Below are 24,228 nucleotides of genomic sequence, written 5' to 3' on the forward strand. Positions count from 1 at the left end.
GGTAGAAATTAAAATCGATTATTCAAATCTTAAAGTATTAATTTTTAGTAGTTTTTAAAATTTAATATATCCTACGTATTAATTAGTAAGTTTTTTACGTTAGTTTTATTCTTTTAAATCTTAACAAAACAGTATTGAATTTTATCAAAAAACTTTTAATAGTATCTGTTATAATTTCTTTTCAGCTTAGTATTGGCCAAGAAATAAAATTAAATATCATTGGATTTGATGATCATGAGACTTCTAAAATCTTAGACTTTAAATATCAGTTTACTCATAATAGTTTAGCCTCAATTAAAAGCGAAGTTATTCTGTTTCAAAACAAACTAGAAAAAGCGGGTTATTTAAATAATGAAATTATTTCTACTTCATTAGAAACTGATTCTGTTTATGTAGCAAAATTTCATTTAAAAAATAAAATAGAAAACTTAGTCATATATATAGACTCGACAATTAGTTCAAAAAGTTATTTTCAAAAATTAAAATTCCCAGAACTAAACACCAATAGTTTTACACTAAAATATGATAGTGTTGAAAAGGAATTAAAAAAATACAATCAAATAGTTAGCTCCTCTGGTTTTCCGTTTTCAAACTTAAAACTTAGCGACATTAAACAAGTAGATAGCAACACACTAAATGCTAAATTAGTTATTGAAACTAAAGAACCAATTAGAAAACTAGATAAAATAATTATAAAAGGGTATGAAAAATTCCCAGCTTCATATTTAAAACGTTTTCTAAAAATAAAAACTGGAAAACCTTTTAATCTAGAATTAATTAATAAAAAAACTTTAGCACTAAATAATTTGAGTTTTGCTAACCAAGCAAAATCTCCTGAAATTTTATTTACAAAAGACTCCACACAACTATATTTGTATTTAGAAAAAACACCAAGCAATAATTTTGATGGTTTTATTGGATTTACAACTAATGAAACTAGCAACAAAATTGAGTTTAATGGGTATCTTAATTTATTCCTTGAAAACAATTTAAACTATGGTGAAAGCTTATACCTAGACTATAAAAGTGATGAAAGTGACCAGAAAAACTTTAATTTAAAGGTTAATCTACCATATATTTTTGGATCTCCATTAGGCGTTGAAGCTTCTTTAGCTATACTTAAAAGAGATTCTACTTTTATAAATACTAAACAACAAGCTAATTTGTTTTATCAATTAAATGATAAAACTAGTTTTTTTATAGGACTTGAGAGCACCGAATCTAGCAATCTATCTAACACAAACAACTTAAACAATGTTGCAGACTTTAATTCGGTTTTTTACACTACACGATTTCAATATACTAAAAGACAAAACTTAGAAAAACTTTTTCAAATTAAGTCTTTTTTAAAAATTCAATTAGGGTTAGGAAAAAGAGATACGGACACATTTAGTGAGCCACAAACATTAGTAGACATTAGTGCGCATCATATATTTAATTTAAATCCAAAAAATAGTATTTACCTAAAAGGTACAGTACAATCTATTGATTCTGATTCTTATCTAGAAAATGAACTATTTAGATTTGGCGGTATAAACACTATTCGGGGTTTTACAGAAAATAGCTTATCCGCAAATAGTTTGTACATTCTAAATTCTGAATATAGATACAAACTAAGTAACAGTATTTTTATTAATTCTGTAATAGATGTGGCTAATTTCAATAATAATGTAATTAATCAAAAAGAAAACCTTTATGGGTTTGGCTTTGGTTTTGGAATTTTAACTAAAGGTGGTCTTCTTCGTTTTATTTATGCTAATGGTAAAACTGCCCAAGATTCGTTTAATTTTTCAAATTCTAAAATACACCTTAGCTTAAACGCTACCTTTTAAATCCTGACTATCAGTATATTTTAAATTTAAACTTAATTTTTTGTCAAAATAAATGGTTTAAATATTGTTTGTTTAACAAAAATTTAGGAGTTTTGAGTAAGACTAATTTAATATACTAATATGAAAACAAATTTAAAACGAATTTTAACACTGTTCTTAGTGATGATAGCCAGTCTATCATACGCACAAGAACAAACAATCTCAGGAACTATTACTGATGAAAATGGACTACCACTACCCTCAGCTACGGTTGTGGTTAAAGGAACTTCCAATGGTACTACATCAGATTTTGATGGAAACTACTCTATCGAAGCCAGTAATGGACAAGTATTAATTTTTAGCTATGTAGGATATGGTACTGTAGAAAAAGCAGTAGCATCTTCTAACACAATTAATGTAACCTTACAACCAGACAACACTCTTGATGAAGTTGTAGTAACAGCTTTAGGAATTAAAAGAGAAAAGAAAAGTTTAGGTTATGCTACTCAAGAAGTAGATGGCGAGGAAGTTGCCAAAATTAAAACTCAAAACTTTGTTAACGCTTTATCAGGAAAAATTGCTGGTTTAGACGTTAAATCTTCTGGTACTTTAGGAGGTTCAACAAACGTTGTAATTAGAGGTAACTCTTCTATTGCTGGAAACAACCAAGCATTATTTGTTATTGATGGAATTCCAATTGATAACGGTAACTCTAACACTGGTAATCAAACCACTGGTAGAGGAGGTTATGATTATGGTAATGCTGCATCAGACATCAACCCTGATGACATTGAGTCTATTAACGTATTAAAAGGAGCAGCAGCTACAGCGTTATATGGATCAAGAGCTTCCAATGGTGTTGTAATGATTACAACTAAAAAAGGAAGAAAAAGAAAAGGTATTGGAGTAACTTATAATTCAAGTTACACTATTGGTTCTGCTGATAGCGAAACATTACCTGTATACCAAAAAACTTATGGTGCTGGTTATGGACAATTTTATGATGATCCATCAGGATATTTTGGTTACGAAGACATTGATGGAGATGGTAACCCAGATTTAGCAACACCTTTTACAGAGGATGCGTCTTACGGAGCTGCTTTTGATCCTTCTTTACAGGTATTCCAATGGAATTCTATTTACCCAGAATTACCAAATACCTACCAACAATCTTCTCCATGGGTAGCAGGTGCTAACGATCCAAACTATGTTTGGAAAACAGGAGCAACAAGAATTAATTCTGTTGCATTAGATGGTGGAAACGAAACAAGCTCATTTAGATTAGGTTTTACTAACTTATTACAAGAAGGTAATTTACCTAATAGTGAGATTAAAAGAAATACAATTAATTTTTCTGGATCACACGACTTAAGTGACAAATTAACTGCTTCTTCTACATTTACTTACACTAAAACTGATGGTAAAGGTAGATACGGAACTGGTTATGATGCAAACAACGTAATGCAACAATTTAGACAATGGTGGCAAGTTAACGTTGATGTTGCAGAGCAAGAAAGAGCTTATTTTGCTACAAGAAAAAACATAACTTGGAACCCAACATCTTCTTCTAATAGACAACCAATATATTCTGATAATCCATATTGGACATTTTTTGAAAACTACCAAACAGATCAAAGAAACAGATATTTTGGAAACATAGCTTTAGACTATGAAATCAATAGCTGGTTAAGTGTTTTAGGTAGATTTACTTTTGATACTTATGCAGAATTACAAGAAGAAAGAACTAATGTAGGTAGTGCAAACGTTTCTCAATACAGCAGATTTAACAATAACGTTGCAGAATACAACTATGATTTTATTTTAAGTGCAAACAAAAACTTAACAGACAAACTTAACTTAGAAGGTAACTTAGGTTTTAACTTAAGAAGAAATGATAGAAACAGTATTTTTGCTGCTACAAATGGTGGTTTAAACCTACCTAGCTTGTACTCATTATCTAATAGTGTTAACGCTATAAATGCACCAACTGAATATGATGCGACATCAAAAGTAGATGGTGTTTATGCTAGAGCTAGTTTAGGTTATGATGGATATGCATATTTAGAAGGTACTTACAGAAGAGACCGTTCTTCTACACTTCCAAAAGACAACAATACATACGGATATTTTTCTGTAGCAGGTAGTTTAGTTTTCTCTCAACTAATTGAAGCAGACTGGTTATCATTTGGTAAATTAAGTGCTAACTATGCAGAGGTTGGATCTGACACTGCTCCATACAGAGTATTTAATACTTATGGAATTGGTACACCTTACAGTGGTACTGGTATAGCTTCTAATCCTGGAGCTAAACAAAATCCAAACCTTAGACCAGAAAGACAAGAAAACTGGGAGGTTGGTTTAGAAACTCAATTTTTAGACAGAAGATTAGGTCTTAATATTTCTTATTATAACACATTAAACAAAGACCAAATTACAAGTGTTCCAGTATCTAATTCTACAGGGTACACTTCTGTATTATTAAATGCTGGTACTATAGAAAATAAAGGTTTAGAGTTACAATTAAATGCTACTCCTTTAAAAACAGACAATTTCAGATGGGATGTTAATTTCAACTGGGCTAAAAACAAAAGTTTAGTTGTATCATTAGCAGACGGTATAGATAACTTACAACTAGGTTCATTCCAAGGTGGAGTTTCATTAAACGCAACACCAGGACAACCTTACGGAATTATTAGAGGTACAGATATTGTATATCATGAAAATGGACAACCTATTGTTATTCAAGAAGGAGAATCTACTGGATCTAGAATTGGTAAATACCAAATCACTTCTACAAATAACAATATTATAGGTGATATTAACCCTGATTGGACTGCTGGTTTAAATAATAGTTTCACATACAAAAACCTAAACTTTAGCTTCTTAATTGATATGCAAAAGGGTGGTGATGTATTCTCATTAGATACATGGTATGGTTTTGGAACTGGACTTTACGATTTCACTGCAGGTGTTAACGATTTAGGTAACCCAGTTAGAAATCCAGTTACTGGATCTGCTGGAAACTATGGTGCAGACAGTGGTGGTGTATTACTTCCTGGAGTTGCATCAGATGGATCTCCTAACATCACTAGAGCAGACGCTAGTAATTTTGCAAACCCTTGGGGTTGGGCAAGATCGGCTAATAGTCAACACGTTTATGATGCAGGATTCATTAAATTAAGAGAAGCTAGTATTACTTATAATTTTGATGACAACTTATTGAGTAAAGTTCCGTTTACTGGAGCATCAATATCTGTAATTGGTAGAAACTTATGGATTATTGATAAAAGTGTACCATATGCAGATCCTGAAGCAGGTCTAAGTTCTGGTAACATTCAAGGTTACCAATCTGGTTCTTACCCATCTATTAGAGAAATAGGTGCAACATTAAAGTTACAGTTTTAAAAAAATTAAATTATGAAAAAAATATTAACAACAATTTTATCATTCATGGTTTTGTTCTCTTGTCAAACAGACGAACAATATGAAGATTTAAATAGAGACCCTAAAAACCCAACTCAAGTTGATGCGGAGTTTTTATACAATTCAGCAACTAAAAGCTTGTTTGATCAAATGACTAGTACCAATGTAAATAGAAATATTTTCAGGCTATTAGGTCAATATTGGACAGAAACAACTTATACAGACGAAACTAATTATGATTTTACTGGACGTAATATTCCAGAAAACCATTGGTCAGAAATGTATAGAGATGTGCTTTTAGATTTCAAAACTGCAAAAGAGTTAACAACAAATCCTGCTAGTGTAGCACAAATTGAAGTGTTAATGATTTATACATGGCAACAATTAGTTGATTCTTTTGGTGATATACCTTACACTGAAGCATTAACAGAAATTACTTTACCTAAGTATGATGATGCAGAAACTATTTATTTAGATTTATTAAATAGATTAGATGCAGCTATTGCAAATTTATCTGGTACAGGTTTTACAACTGCAGATAAAATTTATGGTGGAGATATGGTAGCATGGAATAAATTTGCTAATTCATTAAAATTAAAATTAGGAATTCGCTTATCAGATTTCAACACTTCATTATCTCAAAGTACAGTTGAAGCAGCTTATGCAGCAGGAGTATTTACTTCAAATGCAGATAATGCATTACTACAGTATGAAAGTGCAACACCAAATACTAACCCATTATGGGTAGATTTAGTACAGTCTAATCGTACAGATTTTGTACCTGCAAATACATTAGTAGATGTAATGAACAATCTTGATGACCCAAGAAGAATGGCTTATTTTGATGATAACTTAGGTGCAGGAGTTTACGATGGTGGTGTATATGGAGATAATAATACTTTTGGAAATTACACACACATTGCTGGGTATGATGATGGTTTAGACTTACACGATCCAACATTACCAGGAGTATTAATGGATTTTGCTGAAGTATCTTTTTACTTAGCAGAAGCAGCTCACAGAACTTGGTCTGTTGGTGGAACTGCTACACAGCACTACAACAATGGTATTACTGCTTCTTTTGATTATTGGGGAGTACCAGATGTTGCTACTTATTTAGCTAATCCAAATGTAGCTTATGCAACAGCTGCTGGAGATTGGAGACAAAAAATTGGTACACAATTCTGGTTAGCTATGTACAATAGAGGATTTGAAGGATGGACAGTTTGGAGAAAGTATGACAACCCTACTTTTAACTTACCTGCAGTAACATCTAATCCTGTTCCAACTAGATATACGTATCCTGTAAACGAACAAAATTTGAACGAAGCTAATTGGTCTGCTGCATCAAGCGCAATTGGTGGTGATAGTCAAACAACCAAATTATTCTGGGATATGAACTAACCCAATTTTAGAATATTTATTAAAAACCTCATAAGTTATCTTATGAGGTTTTTTTGTAAGTATCCTTTATTATCTTCGACTTAGTTAATAGACTCACTTCAAAAATCCATTAAATTATTGATTAATGTTAATAATTATTTAATGAATTAATTGTCATATCTAGATTGCAAAAATTACTAGTTTATTTAGTCTAAACTTATAATTAACTACATATATGACACATTCTAATATTACTGTTTTTAGTTTCTAAAAATCATAAAAAGCTAATTTACCATAAATACTGTATAGATACAGAGAGGTCTAGCTTTAAAAGCAAGTAACTTATAAATAATTGCATAAATAGATATACAAATGTCAAAACGTTGAATTTTTCGTTTGTTAAAATCAAAAATTATGACAAAAAAGTTGTTTTATTAAGTTTTTATTATGATTTTTGGCGGAGACTAATTCAAATAAAATAAAAAATGAAAACAAAGTTTAGTGGAATTTTAACGCTATTTCTAGCGTTTGTTGTGCAAATATCGTTTGCTCAAGAAAAAACAATTTCAGGAGTCGTTTCTGACGAAAATGGTTTACCATTACCAACTGCTAACGTAGTTGTAAAAGGAACTTCAACTGGAACATCAACAGATTTTGATGGTAACTATTCAATCAGCGCAAGTGCTGGTCAAGTATTACAATTCAGTTATGTTGGTTATGGTAATAAAGAAGTTACAGTTGGAGCATCCAACACTATTAATGTTTCTTTAGAGCCTGATAATGCATTAGATGAAGTTGTAATTGTAGGTTATGGTACCACAACTACTAAAGCCTTTACTGGTACAGCATCTACTGTTAGTGCAGAAAATCTTGAAGCAAAGTCATTTACAAATGTAACTCAAGCATTAGCTGGTGAGGTTGCAGGTGTACAAGTAATTAATACTTCTGGACAGCCTGGAACAATTGCAACAGTTCGTGTAAGAGGATATGGTTCTCCATTAGGAAACCGTTCTCCTTTATACGTTGTAGATGGTATTCCATTTAATGGAACTTTTGAGATAAACTCGATTAACCCTGCAGATATCGCTAGTACTACTGTACTAAAAGATGCAACTGCAACAGCTATTTATGGTTCTAGAGGTGCTAATGGTGTTGTATTAATTACAACAAAATCAGGACAACGTACAGAGCAAGGATATATTGAAGTTGACCTAAAAACAGGTATCAACACACAAATCATCCCAAGATATGACGTTATTTCTAGTCCAGAAGAATACATTGGATATGTATGGGAAGGATTAAAAAACAGAGGAGTTGTTACTGGTAACCCTGACCCAGTTGGATTTGCAAACAATACTTTATTAACAGATAATGGTATTGGAGCAGGTTACAACATGTGGGATGCAGCTACAGCAGCAGATTTAATTGATCCTGCAACTGGAACTGTTAGACCAGGAGTTAACAGATTATTTACTCCAGAGCGTTATGCTGATGAAGCATTTGGAACTGGATTTAGAACAGAATCAAACCTACGTATGGGTGGAGGTTCTGAAAAATCAAAGTACTTTGTTTCTGTAGGTTATTTAGATGATAAAGGATATTCAATCAATTCTGATTTTAACAGATTTAGTGCAAGATTAAATTTAGATTCAGATTTAAAAGATTGGTTAAACGTTAGTACTAACATTGGTTATTCTAATGCAAGAACAACTAATAATGGTCAAATTAACGGTTCAGAAAACATTTTTGAATTTGCTGATAAAATGGCACCAATCTATCCAGTATTTGCTAGATACCCTAATACAGGAGATTTAATACCTGACCCAATTTACGGAGGTTTCCAATATGATTATGGTTCTCCAACAGGTACGCAAAATGGTTTTACAAGAAACAGACCTAATGCAAACTTATTGAATCCAATTGGTTCTGCTATCTTAGATTACGATGGTAGAAACACTCAAGCGGTTAATGGTAATATTAGCATGAAGTTTAAGATTACTGATAATTTAACTTTTGAAAATACTTTTGGAGGTCAATACTCTTTCTTTAGAAGAAACAATGCAACTAACCATGTATATGGTACTGGTGCTAACACAAATGGTTCTATTGGAGTAACTGATCAAGTTAGATGGACTAAATCTTTCTTACAGTTATTAAGATATAACACATCTTTTGGAGATAGCAGACACACTCTTGAGGTTTTAGCAGCACACGAATCTTTCGAGCAAAGCTTTACTCAGTCAAGACAGTTTATGCAAAATGTAATTTTACCAGGAGTTTATAACTTAAGCAACTACCTTGAAACACAAGGTTTACCTGATGGTTATGAAAATGCATCTGGTTTAGAGTCTTACTTTGGACAAGCAAACTATAGTTTAGATGACACTTATTATTTAACAGCTTCTGTTAGAACTGATGGATCTTCAAGATTCGTAAATGATAAATGGGGTGTATTCGGATCTTTAGGAGCAGCTTGGATTGTTTCTAATGAAGATTTCATGAGTGACAGTTTTATGTCTTACTTAAAAGTAAAAGGATCTTATGGTATTACTGGAGACCAACAAGGTGTTAGTACAACTTTAGGATTTGATACTTTTAACTCAAGTTTAGTAGGTGGTGAATTAGCATTAGATTTAAATACAGTAGGTGATCCAGATTTAACTTGGGAAACTTCAAGAATGTTACAAGGAGGACTTGAAATGAGTTTTGGTAACTATTTAGATGTAAACGTAGATTACTATAGAAAGAATACAGATAATTTATTCTTTGACCAACGTAGAGGACCTTCTGCTGGTATTGCAGCTATTAGAGTAAATGACGGTGAAATCTTAAACTCTGGTTTAGAATTTGATATTACTGGTCATATAGTTAATACAGATGACTTTAAGTTAGATGTTTCTGTTAACGGAGAAATGTTAACAAATGAAATGACAACTATGCCATTAGATCCAAGTACAGGATTACCAAGAGTAATTGACTCTGGAACAAGTCCTGATGGAGCTTATGCTTATGCTGAAGGACGTTCAATTTTTGACTTCTGGATGAGAGAATGGGCTGGTGTAGATCCTGCAGATGGAGCGCCAATGTGGTATCAGTATTATGATGATGCTAACAACAATGGTATCTTAGATGCTGGTGAAGAGTCATTTTCAATTGACGATGGTAACGGTGGTGATTTAAACACTTCTGGTACTTTATTTGAATACAGACAAAAAGCTGGTGGAAACATCAAGAAAACTGTAACTAAGACTTATGCAGATGCAACTCAAGTATACTTAGACAAATCATTTATTCCTGATTTAAGAGGAGCATTTAGAGTATCAGCTAGATATAAGAACTTTGATTTCTCAACGCAATTTACTTACAGTATAGGTGGTTACGCTTATGATGCACAATATGCAGAATTAATGAGTGATCGTTTTGGTGCAGCTGGAAACAACTTCCACACAGATATTGCTAACAGATGGCAAAATCCTGGAGATGTAACAGATGTTCCAATCTTATCTGATAACGCGATTGTTAATGGTACTTCTACATCTTCAAGATTTATTACAAGTACAGATTATTTAGCATTAAATAACGCAAGACTTGGTTATACATTACCAAACAAATTTACAGACACCATGGGACTTGATGATGTTAATATCTTTGTATCTGGTGATAACTTATTAATCAAAACCGCAAGAGAAGGGTTTAATCCTTCTATTAGAGAAGCAGGTAATTCTGGTCGCCAGATTTACGCTCCTGCAACAACTATCACTTTAGGAGCTAGAGTGAAATTTTAATTAAAAAAAAAGAAATTATGAAAAATTTATTAAAAATCGCTTTTGTATCAGGTTTGATGCTAAGCTTAGGTAGCTGTTCTGAGGATCTACTAGATAATAGTGGTGTATCAGGTACAAGCCAACCTACACAATTATTAACTTCTGATCAATTAAGTGAAGCTGCTGAAACAAATACAGACATTCCTGCAGCTTTCATTAACGGATTGTATGCTCAAATGATTCAATTTGGATCTGGAGGTACAACTGGACATGATGACTTTGGACACAAAGCTTACGATGTTTTCGGAGATATGTTATCTGGTGATATGGCTTTAAGTGTAAGTACTTATGGATGGTATAGAGCTAGTATAACAGAATTCCAAGCACCTTTAGATTTCACATTTGGTGATAACAGACAAGTTTGGAGATATTACTACAGAATTATTAGATCTGCTAACACAGTAATCGAAAATTTAGGTGGTAATAGCGCTGTTCCTACAGTTGATGAAAATAAGTATGCAATGGGACAAGCTAAAGCTATGCGTGCTCATTCTTACTTCTACTTAGCACAGTATTTCCAAAAAGAATACAATGCATCTGAAGCTATTTTACCATTATACACAGAGCCAATTAATCAAAACTTACCAAAGTCTACTGCAGAAGCAGTATACAATTTAATGGAGCAAGATTTGACTGATGCTATTGCGTTATTAGATGGATTTAACAGATCTGCTAAAAACCAAGTTAACCAAGATGTAGCTAAAGGAATTTTAGCTTTTGTATTAGGTGCTAAAGGTGGTAGAGATATTGATGTTGCTAATTTAACTCAAGAAGTTATCAATTCTGGTAACTACACAATGTTAGGTGCTGGAGATGTTACAAATTGTTTTTGTGATGTAAACTCACCAAGCTGGATGTGGGGAATTGATATTACAGAAAATAACGGTTTAGGATTAGTTTCATGGTGGGGTCAAATTGATGCTTGGTCTTACAGCTATGCTTGGGCTGGTGATTACAAAGTAATCGATGCAAATTTATTTGCAGCTATACCAAGTACTGATGCTAGAAAAGCTCAATTCTTTAATAACCCATCTAATGGTAGACATTTACAACCTTTATTTAAGTTTTATGCGTCTAGCCAAATTGGAGGTACTTCTACTACTGTAACTGCAGATTACGTTTACATGCGTATAGAAGAAATGTATTTATTAAATGCTGAAGCAAATGCAAGAGCTGGATTTGAAGGTCCTGCTAGAACTAGCTTAAAAGCTTTATTAGATCAAAGAGTACCAAGTTCAGTATACGTTGATGCTTTATCTGGTCAAGCTTTACAAGATGAAATCTACTTACAAACTCGTATCGAGTTATGGGGAGAAGGAAAGTCTTTCTTAGCTATGAAACGTAATAAGGCAACAACTGTAAGAGGTGCAAACCATTTATCATACGTAGGGGATCCAATTCCTTATAATGATGAAAGAATGCAATTTGAAATTCCACAAGATGAAATTCAAAACAATCCTTTCATAGGTAGCCAAAACCAATAATCTAATTAATTGATACTACCCTTTTTACTAAGGGTAGTATCTTAATTATTATAAAAACTAAATCATGAAAAACTTTAAACTAATTTTATTAACTTTTGCTACAGCAGCTTTATTTTTCACTGGATGTGAGGATGAATTAGAAGCTCCTGGAACAAATTACGTAACTTTTGAACAAGACAGAACTTTAGAAGTTGTACCTGATGGAACATCTACGTTTGACGTAATGGTATATTCAGCTAACTTTGAAGGTTCGGATAGAACATTCACAGTTCAAGTATCTGATGCTTCAACTGCAGACCCATCTACTTACAATGTTCCTTCTACAGTTACTATTCCTGCAAATTCTAATGTAGGTAAATTACAAGTTACTGCAACTGATGTTGATTTAGATTTAGCTAATGCTAAAACTGTAATCTTAAATTTAGTTGGCGGTGATGGCTTATCTGTTGATAACGGAATTACATTATCATTATTAGAGCAATGTTTATTTAACAAAGTTGTTTTGAACATTACTTTTGACTCTTGGCCAGAAGAAGTATACTGGGCAATTTACGATTCAAATGGAAACTTAGTAGCAGAAAATGGACCTTATTCTCCATATGCTAATGCATATGCTGGTCTTTCTGGTTCATTAGCTTCAACACTTTGTTTAGAAAGTGGAACTTATCAATTTGTTGTAACAGATGATTTTGCTGATGGTGCTGGTCCAATTTCTTTAAGTACTTTAGATGGAGTGACTTTATTTAGTTCTTCTGGTGCTTATGGTGCTGGTACATCTGGTATGTTTACTTTACCATAGTAATAAACTTAAATACAAAATAAAAAAAACCGTTCTTTGAACGGTTTTTTTATACCTTTACTTTATGAAAAAAACGACTCAAATATTTGGACTTAGAGCTATTATTGAAGCTTTAAATGCTGGTGAACATGTTGATAAAGTCTTTTTGCAAAAAGGACTTAAAGGAGAACTATTTCAGGAGTTAGAAACTGTACTAAAGGAAAAAAGAGTAAACTCATCTTACGTACCAGTTGAGAAATTGAATAGATTAACTAAAAATAACCATCAAGGTGCAGTTGCTCAAATCTCTCCAGTAAAGTTTTATGACATAGAAGAATTACATGAAATGGTGACTAAAAAAACAAAAACACCATTATTTTTATTATTAGATCAATTAAGCGATGTTAGAAATTTTGGCGCTATTATCCGTACTGCAGAATGTACAGGTGTTGATGGAATAATTATACAAAGTAAAGGAGCAGCTCCTGTAAATGGTGATACAATTAAAACTAGTGCTGGTGCAGTTTTCAAAGTCCCGATTTGTAGAGTAGATCATATTAAAGATGCGGTATTTTTTCTGCAAGCATCAGATATAAAGGTAATTGCTGCAACAGAAAAAACAGATAATACTATTTTTGATGTCTCGTTTAAAGAACCTTGTGCTATCATAATGGGATCTGAAGGAAGAGGTATAAATCCTTCGGTTTTAAAACTAGCAAACGAAAAAGCTAAACTTCCGTTACTAGGTGAAATAGAATCTTTAAATGTTAGTGTGGCTTGTGGTGCTTTTCTGTATGAAGCTGTTAGACAGCGCCTATAAATCTTTATTTTCTTTGAAATTGTAGTTGATTTTCAGGGAATTACTGTCTTCTGTAAGTGTTTCTTCACTTACCTCCTCTTCTACGCTTTCAATAAAGTTTCCGTTTTCATCAAAATGTTTTAAAAATTCATCGTCCTCTTCGTTATAATTTGGATCTTCCCAAACGTAACGTTTGGGTTTAGCTATTTGTTTTCTAAATATTAAAGCAAATACTAATCCTACTATTAATCCACTTAAATGACCTTCCCATGATACGCCTTCTTTTAAAGGTAATGTATTCCAAATCATGCTTCCATATAAAAAAGCAACCAACAACGATAAAGCAATCAACCTATAATGTTTAGCAAATACGCCTTTAAAGAAAATAAAACTAGCTAACACATATATTAATCCACTTGCGCCTATGTGATACGATGGACGTCCAAAACACCAGGTTAAAAAACCAGAAAGTAAAATTCCAAATAGTAAAATTTTGAAGGCTATTGGTCTATAAAAATAAAAAAGAGCAGCACTTAAAACGAATAACGGAATAGTATTATGCCATAAATGTGAAATACCAGAGTGTATAAATGGGCTGCAAATAACACCAATTAATCCAGATGCTTTTTGTGGATAAACCCCTAGTTTATTTAAATTAAAGCCAAACCTGATTTCTAAAGCAAAAATTAGCCATAAAAGCATTACAAATGCTATTGGATAAGCAATGACATCTATAGAAAATTTAAATGGTTCTTCGTGTTTCATGACTACTAAATATAGCAAATAGTTATCCAATTCTATAAACGTGTTAAATTGTCATAAAACAGAAAAGTTAATAATTAGTTTTGCTGAGATTCCTGTTTTCACAGGAATTGAATTAATTTTACAGTATGAATACGCCATTAGCCGAAAGATTACGTCCACAAACACTAGACGATTATATTAGTCAGTCGCATCTAGTGGGTAAACATGGGTCATTAACCAAACATATCCAACAAGGTATCATACCAAGTATGATACTTTGGGGACCTCCAGGAATTGGCAAAACCACATTGGCTAATATTATTGCGACAACTTCTAAACGCCCATTTTACACCTTAAGTGCAATTAGTTCTGGTGTTAAGGATGTGCGTGAAGTGATTGAAAAAGCTAAAAACAGCGGTGGTTTATTTACCACTAAAAATCCAATTTTATTTATTGACGAGATCCATAGGTTTAGTAAATCGCAACAGGATAGTTTATTGCAAGCTGTAGAAAAAGGTTGGGTAACATTAATTGGTGCTACAACAGAAAACCCTAGTTTTGAGGTCATTTCAGCATTATTGTCACGCTGTCAGGTATATATTTTAAATGCTTTTGAAAAAACCGATTTAGAAGCACTTTTAAAGCGTGCTATAGAAAAAGACGAGTATTTGTCTAAAAAGAATATTAAGCTTAAAGAAACCACTGCCTTATTACGTTTATCTGGTGGTGACGCTAGAAAACTATTAAACATTTTTGAGTTGATTGTTAATAGTGAAGACAAAGCCACAATTACTATTACAGATCAATTGGTTTTAGACAAAGTACAAAACAATACTGTGCGATATGATAAAACTGGTGAACAACATTACGATATAGTTTCTGCTTTTATCAAATCTATTAGAGGTAGCGACCCTAATGCTGCTGTATATTATTTAGCCAGAATGGTTGAAGGTGGTGAAGATGTTAAGTTTATTGCGCGTCGTATGTTAATTTTAGCAAGCGAAGATATTGGTAATGCTAATCCTACTGCATTAGTTATGGCTAACACAACCTTTCAGGCAGTAACAACCATTGGTTATCCTGAATCTAGGATTATTTTAAGCCAATGTGCGACCTATTTGGCATGCTCTCCAAAAAGTAATGCTGCCTATATGGCAATTAACCAAGCACAGCAATTGGTAAAACAAACGGGAGATTTAAGTGTGCCTTTAAATATTAGAAATGCACCTACTAAATTAATGAAAGAGATTGGTTATGGCGAAGATTATAAATACAGCCATAATTATGAAAACAATTTTGCTAAACAAGAGTTTTTGCCAAAAGAAATTAGTAATACCAAATTATACGAACCTGGTGACAATGCAAGAGAACAAGCGCAACGTGAGTTTTTAAGATTACGTTGGAAAGAAAAATACGGCTATTAAAATTTAATGTTTAAAAGCTGTTTTTGAAGCGTATCTCCTTGATAATACTCTATTATCCAATTAGCGTCTAATTTATAAATGATTGCTACTTTACCTTCTACTAAAAACACATGATTAAGATTAGTGTTTTTTATTTTATAAACTACTTTGGGTTGGCTATCTACTAACTGAAACCCGTTTGAGATTTTTTGAGCATATAAAATGTTTTGTGTTGGCTCTGTCTGAGATTTAGCAGGTGTTTCAACCTCTTTAGTATCTGTTTTTATTTCTTCTTTTACTTTCTCGACTTCTTTTGGTCCTGCATCAACTATTACTTCTGCTTTAGTTTTATTATCTGTAGTAACCTTTTGAGGAATACTTTCTTCAATTTTATTATAATCATGCTTAAAACTATTAAAAGTTTTAAAAGCATTTCTTAAAGCTATATTATATGCAGCTTTAAATTGTTTCTCTCTAGATTCGCCTTCACCAGAACTAAAAACAACTTGGTTTTTACAATTTTTAAAGTTTACTGTTAATTTAGTTTTAAACAAATTATTATTTTCAGTAACATCAACATATAAAGACAAACAATTGTTATTATTGGCCTCTTCTGGTAAGTTTTCTGATGCTAGATAGGCTTTAAAATTTTGTTTTTCTAATAAAAACTGTGTCAACTCATTTAACCTATAATCGTTTGGATTTTTTTGACAAGAAAACTGCTCTGGTACAATAATGTACTTATAGTTATTTAGTTCTTCTTGAGCAGTTAAGCTATTTGAAAAAGTTAATACTAATGCTAAAACTAAAATTATTTTATGTTGAAATTTCATAATTATAAATATTTTTTAATGTCTAATAAGTGGTCTATTACTTTAATTTCTGGCTGTACTTCTGCTTTATGATAATTAAAACAAATAGCATCCAAGCCTATGTTTAAAGCACCTAATATATCTGCCTCGTAATTATCACCAATCATGATACTGTTTTGTGTTTTTGCATTAGCTGTTTCTAAAGCAAAATTAAATATTTTAGGATTTGGTTTTTTAACTCCAGCAGACTCTGCACTAGTCACAGTTTCAAAATAATGATCTAGTTTAGAAACTTTAAGTTTACTGCTTTGTGCTTCAATAAAACCATTGGTAATAATATGCAATTTATATTTAGTTTTTAAATACTCTAGTATCTCAAAAGTGCCATCATACACATGATTAAAGCTAGTTAGATAATTTATATAATCTTCAGAAAGCAGATAAATTAATTCGTCTTCAACCTTAAATTGTAATGCATCAAAGGTTTCTTTAAGTCTGTTATAACGCAAATTATCTTTGGTAACCTTTTCGTCTCTATATAACTTCCAATATTTTAAATTAATTGGTTCATAACAGCTTAAAAAGTCACTTAAATTGGTATTTACTTTATGCTTTTTAAATATATGCTCAAAAGTCAACGCAGAATTCTTATCAAAATCCCACAATGTGTGATCCAAATCAAAAAAAACATGTTCTATTTTATTTAGTTTTAGCATCTAAAATAGTATTAAATAGGGTTTTAAAATGTTTCCAACGCTCGTGTTTACTAAAGGTGTAATTATGAAACACAGGTACAAACGTCCCGTTTACATTTTTAATGTTTCTAATTATTTTTTTTAATATTTCTTGTTTATCTAATAAGGATTGGTACTTTAAAAAAGCAAAGTCTAAAGCGTGGTAAGGTACTATTTTTAAAGGTGTTTGCGTTTCAAAATCCAAGTCATAAAACAAAAAAGGCGTACAGGTTCCTGCTCTAAAACCTAAATGGTTAACATAACCCATAGTATAATCTTCAGGGATTTCTAACTCGACTAAATTACGATATGACTCGGGTAAATTTACCTTAGAAAACGATTGCCTTGACCCTACAATAGAATTGTTAATAATGGCTTCCATCCTATTTTTTTCTTCTTTTAACAGTTCTACATTAGTTAAAGCAAAAAACGAAGACTTAATACCAACTTGGCAGTAATCTGCAATATGTTTAATTAGGGAAACAAATTTTTCTTTTTGAGGATTTATATTTTTATCATAAGTCGAGAAATCGCCAACTGAAAAGAAAAACACAAACTTAAATTTTGAAGATTTTTGCTTATTAATAATGTATTTATAGGTATCAAAAGGATCACGTTTAAATCCCATTAATACAGAATATCTTTCATACAATCTTCTAAACTTAAATGTAAATAAATCTTTAGTAGTCCCACCAAATGTCCGCATGATACCTTTTAACTTATACTCGTATGCAACAGGTACATCAATAACAGGTTTGACTGTATAATTTTGTTTAGGAAACTTAAAATCAGGATAATTGTCTTGCAATATAGCTTTAAACTTGTAAGCCCAAATATCTACTACAGGTTGGTCTAAAAACTGGTTTTTAAAGGCTAAACTTTCTTGAGCTGTAAAGCGTCCATATTCATCTTTTACATGAGGTAAGTATTCTTCATACCGACTAATTAAGTAAAACGTAGCAGCAAAAATATCAAACGGAAGTGCACTTTTTTCACCTGTTGTAAAAAAGCATTTGGTCTCTTCCCAAGGTAATACGTGGATGTCTAAATCTGACAAACCTTGTTCAAAAAGCAACTCGTTACTACGCACAAAAACTTCGTTACTTAAAGGTTGTCTAGTATATGACATCTTTAAGCTGTCATGTGCTATAAACTCTTCAATAGTTGTTGTAAAATGGACTGGAATACCCAAAATTCTGGTACAAATTTGTTTAAAAACATATTTGACTCTGGGTGTAATTTTATGAGTATAAACTAAAAGCATAAACTATTGTAAATTCCAAAGCTTAAAAGTACCAAATTCAAACCCCTTACTCAACTTTTATTAAATCTTTTGAAATTTTGTTTTTAGAATTTTAAGATTTTTACAACAGAGATTCATCTGCAAAGCTAAAATAACTTTGTTCGGTAACTATTAAATGGTCCAATACTTTCAGGTCTAAACTTTGCGCTGCTGTCTTTAATTTTAAAGTCACGTCTTTATCTGCTTGACTTGGTTTTAAAGTGCCTGATGGATGATTGTGTGCTAAAATTAGTCCTACTGCTCCAACCTCTAAAGCGGTTTTTAACACCAAACGTGTATCTACTAAAGTACCTGTAATTCCGCCTTTACTTAATTGATTTTTATGAATCACTTTGTTTGAATTATTTAAATAAATAATCCAAAATTCTTCGTGAGGAAGTTCTCCAATTATAGGTTGCATCAGCTCGAAAACAGACTTACTAGACGTAATTTTCTTTTTTTGAAGTGCCTCTTCTCCTCTGCGTCGTCGCCCTAATTCTAAAGCAGCTATTATGGTTATGGCTTTAGCTTCACCTATCCCTTTAAACTGCATTAATTGCTTGATGGTTAGTTTACCTAGTTCGGTTAAATTATTATCTGTTGTTGCTAAAATGCGTTTACATAAAGCCACTGCGCTTTCTTCTCTGTTTCCAGAACCTATTAAAATTGCAACTAATTCGGCATCACTTAGAGCTGCTTTTCCTTTATATAACAGTTTTTCACGAGGTTGATCATCTTGTGACCAATTTTTAATTGAAAATGAAGTATTTTTATCAGACATTTTATAAATCTACATATTTTTTTTAATACTTTTTAAAATGAAATCTTTATTTGAAACTGAAGCTTATAACCAGATTAAACACCGTTTAAATCAATTTGATGAATCCTCTCAACCAACTTGGGGAAAAATGACGGTTGGCCAAATGGCACATCACTGTCAAGTCGCTTTAAACATTGCTTTACAAAAAGAAGATTATGGTTTAAAACCTAATTGGCTAATTAATTTTTTGTTTAAAAAATCCATGTATAACGACAAACTATGGAAGCCTAATATGCCTACAGCAAGAGCCTTTAAAGTTTCCCAAGACAAAGATTTTATTACAGAAAAACAGGTGTTAGAAAACTTAATTGATGCTTTTTACCAACAAAAAGACAAAGAGGATTGGCACGATCATCCATCTTTTGGTAAACTAACAAAAGAACAATGGGGACAAATGCAATACAAACATTTAGATCATCATTTAAGACAATTTGGAGTATAATTAATTATGAAATATCCTCCTAAACACCATCAAGACAACGATAAACTTCACCTAATTGAAGTTATTAAAACATATCCTTTAGCCACAATTATTTCGGTAAAAGACAACGCTCCATTGGTCACACATTTACCGCTTATTTATCGCGAAACTGACGGAAAACTTATTGGACACATAGACATTTACAATCCGCAGACCAAGTTGTTACAAGACAATAACGATATTACCATTATCTTTTATGGTCCACAATGTTACATCTCGCCAAGTGTGTATACCACCACACAATTACCAACTTGGAATTACATTCGTGTACACCTTACAGGAACCGTTACTAAAATTGAAAGTGATAAAGCTTTAAAACAAAGCCTGATTACTATGACTGAGTTTTTAGAAGCTCCAGACCATAAGTATGTTTTAGAACCTGACAACCCAAGATTAGATGCTAACCTTAGCTATATCAAGATGTTTGAAATTACTATTAACACTTGGGAAGGCAAATTTAAACTCTCTCAAGACAAACATCCAAGAGATACAGAACAAGCAAGAAATGAGTTATTGCGTGCCAATCAAGAAAGTGTTAAAGCGTTTTTGGATACCATTTTTTAAAGCTTTAAAATGAATACAGCCTAAGTTAAAAGATGATTTTTAACACAGAAGAATAGTCTTTGACAAGCTCAGACTGACAGTATCAATTATTTTGACATTAGTTAAAAGAAACACTAAATTAGTTACCATTACAATTATTAAAACAAATGTCATACTGAATCTGTCGAAGTATTTCTCTAAATGAAGAAAACACTTCTACTATGTTCGTGTGACAAAACACTTAAAACCATGGACATACTTCTAAAAATAATCATTGGTATTGTAGCAGCACTCCACCTTTATTTTTTATATTTTGAAATGTTTGCTTGGGAAACCATTGGACGTAAAACCTTTAAAAGTTTACCTAAAGACCTATTTAAACCAACCAAAGGTATGGCTGCTAATCAAGGATTATACAATGGGTTTTTAGCTGCTGGATTAATTTGGACCTATTTTATCACTGATACCGAATGGCAAAACAATATTACGTTATTCTTTTTGGGTTGTGTTGCTATTGCTGGTATATATGGTGCATTAAGTGTCTCTAAAAAAATATTTTTTGTACAAGCGGTTCCTGCTTTGATTGGGATTGGGTTAGTGTTGTTGAATAACTAGTTGCATTTGACTTTGTTATTTTTTTCAACTAACTTCGTTTAACAACTGATATAAACACTAGTACTAAGCTTGTCAAACTATTGAAACGTTTTCATATCATATAAGTTGGCAATAATATGAGATTCGAAGGTAAAATATATATTCCAAACAAAAGTTTTTTGAATTTAAGTGATTCTCAAAAATGGTATTGGAGCGGACTTATTTTACTTATAATTTTCTGTTTTTTAGCAATTGTAAATCAAGACAATTGGAAAAATGACCTTCTTGACACTATTTTTAAAGTTTGCTGTTTTATCTCTCTTGGAATATTTGCACTCGGAAAATTAGGAGCAATTGGTTCTTCAGAAAAACTAAACGGAAAGCTAGATGGAACAATTAAAATAAATACTGAATTTATTGAAATCAAATCTGAACGCTATAATATTAAAGATATTAAAATGCTAAATTTAACCTTAAAAGATTTTTGGGATAAATATGAGCATCCTGGACCCAACTATGTTGGACCTTGGTATATGGCTGGAATTAATAATAAAATTGAGTTCAAGTATTTAAATAAAAACGTTTCAACTCAATTTAGAATTGATTTAGAAGAGGATTTCATTAATTTGAAGAACATTAAAAAAGAATTAAAAAACACTATTGACAACAATGTATAACCTGTGCTAAACCGAAAATAATTACTAATTTAAACCGTAACTGACGGTTATACCAAACACGTTAAACGACATTACCCAATTAACCCTTTTACCTCATCAAAATCCAATCCTCCATAATTTCCACTACTCATTAACAACAAGGCTTTGTTATCAAAATTTTGAGAGAATAAATAATTTTTAAAATCGTCTGGATTGGTATAAATAATTAAGTCGTCGCGTTCAAACGCAGTCGCAATTTGCTCGTGTGTGACTTCTTCCAATTTTTTAATTTCTACTGCATGTGGACTGTAAAATACCACTGCAACATCTGCAGCATCTAATGCGCCTTTATATTCTTTTAAAAACTCTGCATTTAAGCTACTGTAAGTGTGTAACTCTAAGCAAGCAACTAACGTACGGTTTTCGTATTGCTCTTTAACTGCTTTGGTAGTGGCTTCTACTTTACTTGGCGAATGCGCAAAATCTTTATAGGCGACACTGGTTTTGCTTTCGGCAATTTTCTCTAGACGTTTGCTGGCGCCTTTAAAAGTTGAGATGGCTTCATAAAAATCGTCTTCATCAATTCCCATATGTTGACAGATCCACTTTGCTCCTGCTAAATTGTTTAGATTATGTTTTCCAAAAACCTCTATTGGCATTGGTCCTTCTGGTGTTTCTAAAAGGGTTTCGCCATCTTCTACAGTATAGTCTGGTGTGTGGTAGGCAATTTTACGTATTGGATTTTCGGACGCTTCTACTACGCGTTTTACCTCAGGATCTTCTTCGTTATAATTTATACTCCCACCTTTTACAATGCTATCTACAAAAATGCTAAACTGCTCCACATAATTTTCATAGGTTGGAAAGACGTTAATATGGTCCCAAGCAATTCCGCTTAACAAGGCTATATTAGGTTTGTATAAATGAAATTTTGGTCGTCTGTCAATCGGACTACTTAGATACTCGTCACCTTCTAAAACAATAAAATCGTTGTCTTCGGTTAGCTTAACCATTACATCAAAGCCTTCTAATTGAGCGCCAACCATATAATCGACGTCTTTTTCATGATAATGCATCACGTGCAAAATCATAGAGGTAATAGTTGTTTTACCATGACTTCCACCAATAACTACTCTGGTTTTGTGTTTGGATTGCTCGTATAAAAATTCTGGATAGCTATATATTTTTAAGCCTAATTCTTGCGCTTTTAACAACTCTGGATTGTCTGCTTTAGCATGCATACCAAGTACAATTGCATCTAAACTATTGGTTATTTTTTCTGGAAACCAACCAAACGTTTCTGGTAATAATCCTTTGGCTTGTAAACGCGATTTTGAGGGTTCAAAAATGGTATCGTCGCTTCCTGTAACCTGATATCCTTTATTGTGTAATGCTAATGCTAAGTTGTGCATGGCACTTCCACCAATAGCTATAAAATGTACTTTCATTATTCGTGTTTTGTAGAGTAATCAAAGATAGTTTTTTGACACGAAATGCACTAATTTTCACTAATTAGTGTGTCATTATTTTATGAGGTAAACAAAGATTTGCAGCGTTTTCGCAACTGCAATCTGCGACTGAGTACTTAAAACTAAAGCGTTTCTTTAAAGTCTTTAAACACCTCAATATCTGGCAACTCACTTATGGCTAAGTTAATATACTTAAGCGCATTAGTATTGTCGTTTCTATGTTTATAGATTTGTGCTAAACGGTAATTGGCCCAAGCTTTTGGGACACCATCTTTAGCAGAGTGATTTTGAATATACACTTTTAAGCATTGTTCGCCTTTATCTAATTGCACGTTATAATCTGCACACACTTTTCCTATTTGATAATGCAAACTGTTACGTTGATGCTTTATTTGTGCAGCTTCCATATTAGCAACTGCTTTGTCTGGCTGGTCTTCTTTTTTATATAATTCGGTTAACTTTTCATAACAGGTTAAAGAGCCTCCAACTTTAATCGCTTTTAAATAGTACTCTTCTGCTAATTCTGGTTCGTTATCATATTCATAAATATAACCTTTAGCTAAATAACCATCAACCTTAGATAGGTTTTCTAATTGGTTAGCATATTTAAGAGACGTTTTTTTACTGCCTCCAATAATACCTGGTAATTGCATATATAATTCTACCAAAGCCCAACGTGCTTCGATATGGTTTGGGTCTAATTCTGCAGCTTTTAAAAACGACGATTTTACATCTCCAATAATACCTAAAGCAGATATTTTACTAACCGATAAGGCTTTCATCCCTAAAGCACCACCTAATTTATAATGGTAGTTGGCGTTATTTGGTTTTGCTTCAACTAACTTTTTATATTCCTTAGCAGCTTCATCCCATTTTTTTTGGTGTCCATAGGCATCTCCCAACAATTCTATAGCTTCTAAATTATTGGAATTATTGTCCACAAACGACTTTAATTCTTTTTCAGCTTTGCTAAATTGTTTGCTCTCTAAAAACGTTTTTCCTTTTTGCACAGACGTTTGTGACATGACAAAAAAGGGAATGATTAAAACTAATAAAAATGATTTCATCTTAAATGTTAAAGGTTTACAAAAATAGTATTCTCTTGGTATTGTTTTTGATTTAAATGGTTAAATATTATTTAACTTTAAATCCATAACGTTTCACTCATTGAAACGTTTAGTTTACGCA

At 32.1% G+C, this 24,228-nt stretch carries 19 protein-coding genes; 12 read left to right on the forward strand and 7 right to left on the reverse strand.

The window, feature by feature from the left end:
* The first annotated feature begins 134 nt into the window (after nucleotides 1-134).
* The 7 genes from LY08_RS08040 to rlmB all read left to right on the forward strand — a co-directional run bounded on the left by LY08_RS08040 (nucleotide 135) and on the right by rlmB (nucleotide 13,523).
* The gene (locus LY08_RS08040; RefSeq protein ID WP_111659940.1) at nucleotides 135-1,832 is read left to right on the forward strand and encodes a POTRA domain-containing protein; all 1,698 of its coding nucleotides are present in this window, start codon (nucleotides 135-137) and stop codon (nucleotides 1,830-1,832) included.
* Nucleotides 1,833-1,952: 120 nt separating this feature from the next.
* On the forward strand, nucleotides 1,953-5,216 hold the full coding sequence (locus LY08_RS08045) for a SusC/RagA family TonB-linked outer membrane protein (protein ID WP_111659941.1): 3,264 nt from the start codon (nucleotides 1,953-1,955) through the stop codon (nucleotides 5,214-5,216).
* 12 nt (nucleotides 5,217-5,228) lie between these two features.
* A complete protein-coding gene (locus LY08_RS08050) occupies nucleotides 5,229-6,638 on the forward strand; it encodes a SusD/RagB family nutrient-binding outer membrane lipoprotein (RefSeq protein WP_111659942.1) in 1,410 nt (469 codons plus the stop codon).
* Nucleotides 6,639-7,102: 464 nt separating this feature from the next.
* Nucleotides 7,103-10,402, forward strand: a complete 3,300-nt coding sequence (locus LY08_RS08055; protein WP_111659943.1) for a SusC/RagA family TonB-linked outer membrane protein — start codon at nucleotides 7,103-7,105, stop codon at nucleotides 10,400-10,402.
* A 17-nt stretch (nucleotides 10,403-10,419) separates the two neighbouring features.
* Nucleotides 10,420-11,925, forward strand: coding sequence for a RagB/SusD family nutrient uptake outer membrane protein (locus LY08_RS08060; protein ID WP_170120607.1), 1,506 nt, complete (start codon nucleotides 10,420-10,422; stop codon nucleotides 11,923-11,925).
* 64 nt (nucleotides 11,926-11,989) lie between these two features.
* On the forward strand, nucleotides 11,990-12,724 hold the full coding sequence (locus tag LY08_RS08065; RefSeq protein WP_111659945.1) for a hypothetical protein: 735 nt from the start codon (nucleotides 11,990-11,992) through the stop codon (nucleotides 12,722-12,724).
* Nucleotides 12,725-12,788: 64 nt separating this feature from the next.
* Nucleotides 12,789-13,523 carry a 23S rRNA (guanosine(2251)-2'-O)-methyltransferase RlmB gene (gene rlmB / locus LY08_RS08070; protein ID WP_111659946.1) on the forward strand — a complete coding sequence of 245 codons (735 nt, stop codon included), beginning with the start codon at nucleotides 12,789-12,791 and terminating at the stop codon, nucleotides 13,521-13,523.
* Here the strand turns inward: rlmB and LY08_RS08075 are convergent.
* On the reverse strand, nucleotides 13,518-14,267 hold the full coding sequence (locus tag LY08_RS08075) for a rhomboid family intramembrane serine protease (RefSeq protein WP_111659947.1): 750 nt from the start codon (nucleotides 14,265-14,267) through the stop codon (nucleotides 13,518-13,520). The two genes, rlmB and LY08_RS08075, sit on opposite strands and share 6 nt — an antisense overlap.
* Nucleotides 14,268-14,392: 125 nt before the next feature.
* On the opposite strand from LY08_RS08075, the gene LY08_RS08080 reads away from it, so the two are divergent.
* The gene (locus LY08_RS08080) at nucleotides 14,393-15,670 is read left to right on the forward strand and encodes a replication-associated recombination protein A (protein ID WP_111659948.1); all 1,278 of its coding nucleotides are present in this window, start codon (nucleotides 14,393-14,395) and stop codon (nucleotides 15,668-15,670) included.
* Here the strand turns inward: LY08_RS08080 and LY08_RS08085 are convergent.
* From LY08_RS08085 to radC, 4 genes are all read right to left on the reverse strand, one after another.
* Nucleotides 15,667-16,482, reverse strand: coding sequence for a hypothetical protein (locus LY08_RS08085; protein WP_111659949.1), 816 nt, complete (start codon nucleotides 16,480-16,482; stop codon nucleotides 15,667-15,669). The two genes, LY08_RS08080 and LY08_RS08085, sit on opposite strands and share 4 nt — an antisense overlap.
* A 2-nt stretch (nucleotides 16,483-16,484) precedes the next feature.
* Nucleotides 16,485-17,177 carry a YjjG family noncanonical pyrimidine nucleotidase gene (locus LY08_RS08090; protein ID WP_111659950.1) on the reverse strand — a complete coding sequence of 231 codons (693 nt, stop codon included), beginning with the start codon at nucleotides 17,175-17,177 and terminating at the stop codon, nucleotides 16,485-16,487.
* On the reverse strand, nucleotides 17,161-18,459 hold the full coding sequence (locus LY08_RS08095; RefSeq protein ID WP_111659951.1) for a polysaccharide deacetylase family protein: 1,299 nt from the start codon (nucleotides 18,457-18,459) through the stop codon (nucleotides 17,161-17,163). The genes LY08_RS08090 and LY08_RS08095 overlap by 17 nt, the downstream gene beginning before the upstream one ends.
* Before the next feature lie 100 nt (nucleotides 18,460-18,559).
* The gene (radC, locus tag LY08_RS08100) at nucleotides 18,560-19,258 is read right to left on the reverse strand and encodes a RadC family protein (RefSeq protein WP_111659952.1); all 699 of its coding nucleotides are present in this window, start codon (nucleotides 19,256-19,258) and stop codon (nucleotides 18,560-18,562) included.
* 37 nt (nucleotides 19,259-19,295) lie between these two features.
* Here radC and LY08_RS08105 point away from each other — a divergent pair, with 37 nt between their 5' ends.
* The 4 genes from LY08_RS08105 (at nucleotide 19,296) to LY08_RS08120 (ending at nucleotide 21,592) form a co-directional block, all read left to right on the forward strand.
* Entirely contained in the window at nucleotides 19,296-19,739 is a 444-nt protein-coding gene (locus tag LY08_RS08105) for a DUF1569 domain-containing protein (RefSeq protein WP_111659953.1), read from the forward strand.
* Nucleotides 19,740-19,745: 6 nt separating this feature from the next.
* Complete coding sequence (locus tag LY08_RS08110) at nucleotides 19,746-20,342, forward strand: FMN-binding negative transcriptional regulator (protein ID WP_111659954.1); 597 nt, start codon at nucleotides 19,746-19,748, stop codon at nucleotides 20,340-20,342.
* Nucleotides 20,343-20,570: 228 nt separating this feature from the next.
* A complete protein-coding gene (locus LY08_RS08115; RefSeq protein ID WP_111659955.1) occupies nucleotides 20,571-20,936 on the forward strand; it encodes a DUF1304 domain-containing protein in 366 nt (121 codons plus the stop codon).
* Nucleotides 20,937-21,094: 158 nt separating this feature from the next.
* Nucleotides 21,095-21,592 (forward strand): hypothetical protein, encoded by a 498-nt coding sequence (locus LY08_RS08120; protein WP_146603204.1) that lies wholly within the window; start codon nucleotides 21,095-21,097, stop codon nucleotides 21,590-21,592.
* Nucleotides 21,593-21,663: 71 nt separating this feature from the next.
* On the opposite strand, the gene LY08_RS08125 is transcribed toward LY08_RS08120, so the two are convergent.
* The gene (locus LY08_RS08125; RefSeq protein WP_111659957.1) at nucleotides 21,664-23,019 is read right to left on the reverse strand and encodes a UDP-N-acetylmuramate--L-alanine ligase; all 1,356 of its coding nucleotides are present in this window, start codon (nucleotides 23,017-23,019) and stop codon (nucleotides 21,664-21,666) included.
* 143 nt (nucleotides 23,020-23,162) lie between these two features.
* Nucleotides 23,163-24,107 carry a tetratricopeptide repeat protein gene (locus LY08_RS08130; protein WP_111659958.1) on the reverse strand — a complete coding sequence of 315 codons (945 nt, stop codon included), beginning with the start codon at nucleotides 24,105-24,107 and terminating at the stop codon, nucleotides 23,163-23,165.
* Nucleotides 24,108-24,228: the final 121 nt, after the last annotated feature.

The organism is Olleya aquimaris (assembly GCF_003259525.1).
Lineage (GTDB): Bacteria > Bacteroidota > Bacteroidia > Flavobacteriales > Flavobacteriaceae > Olleya > Olleya aquimaris.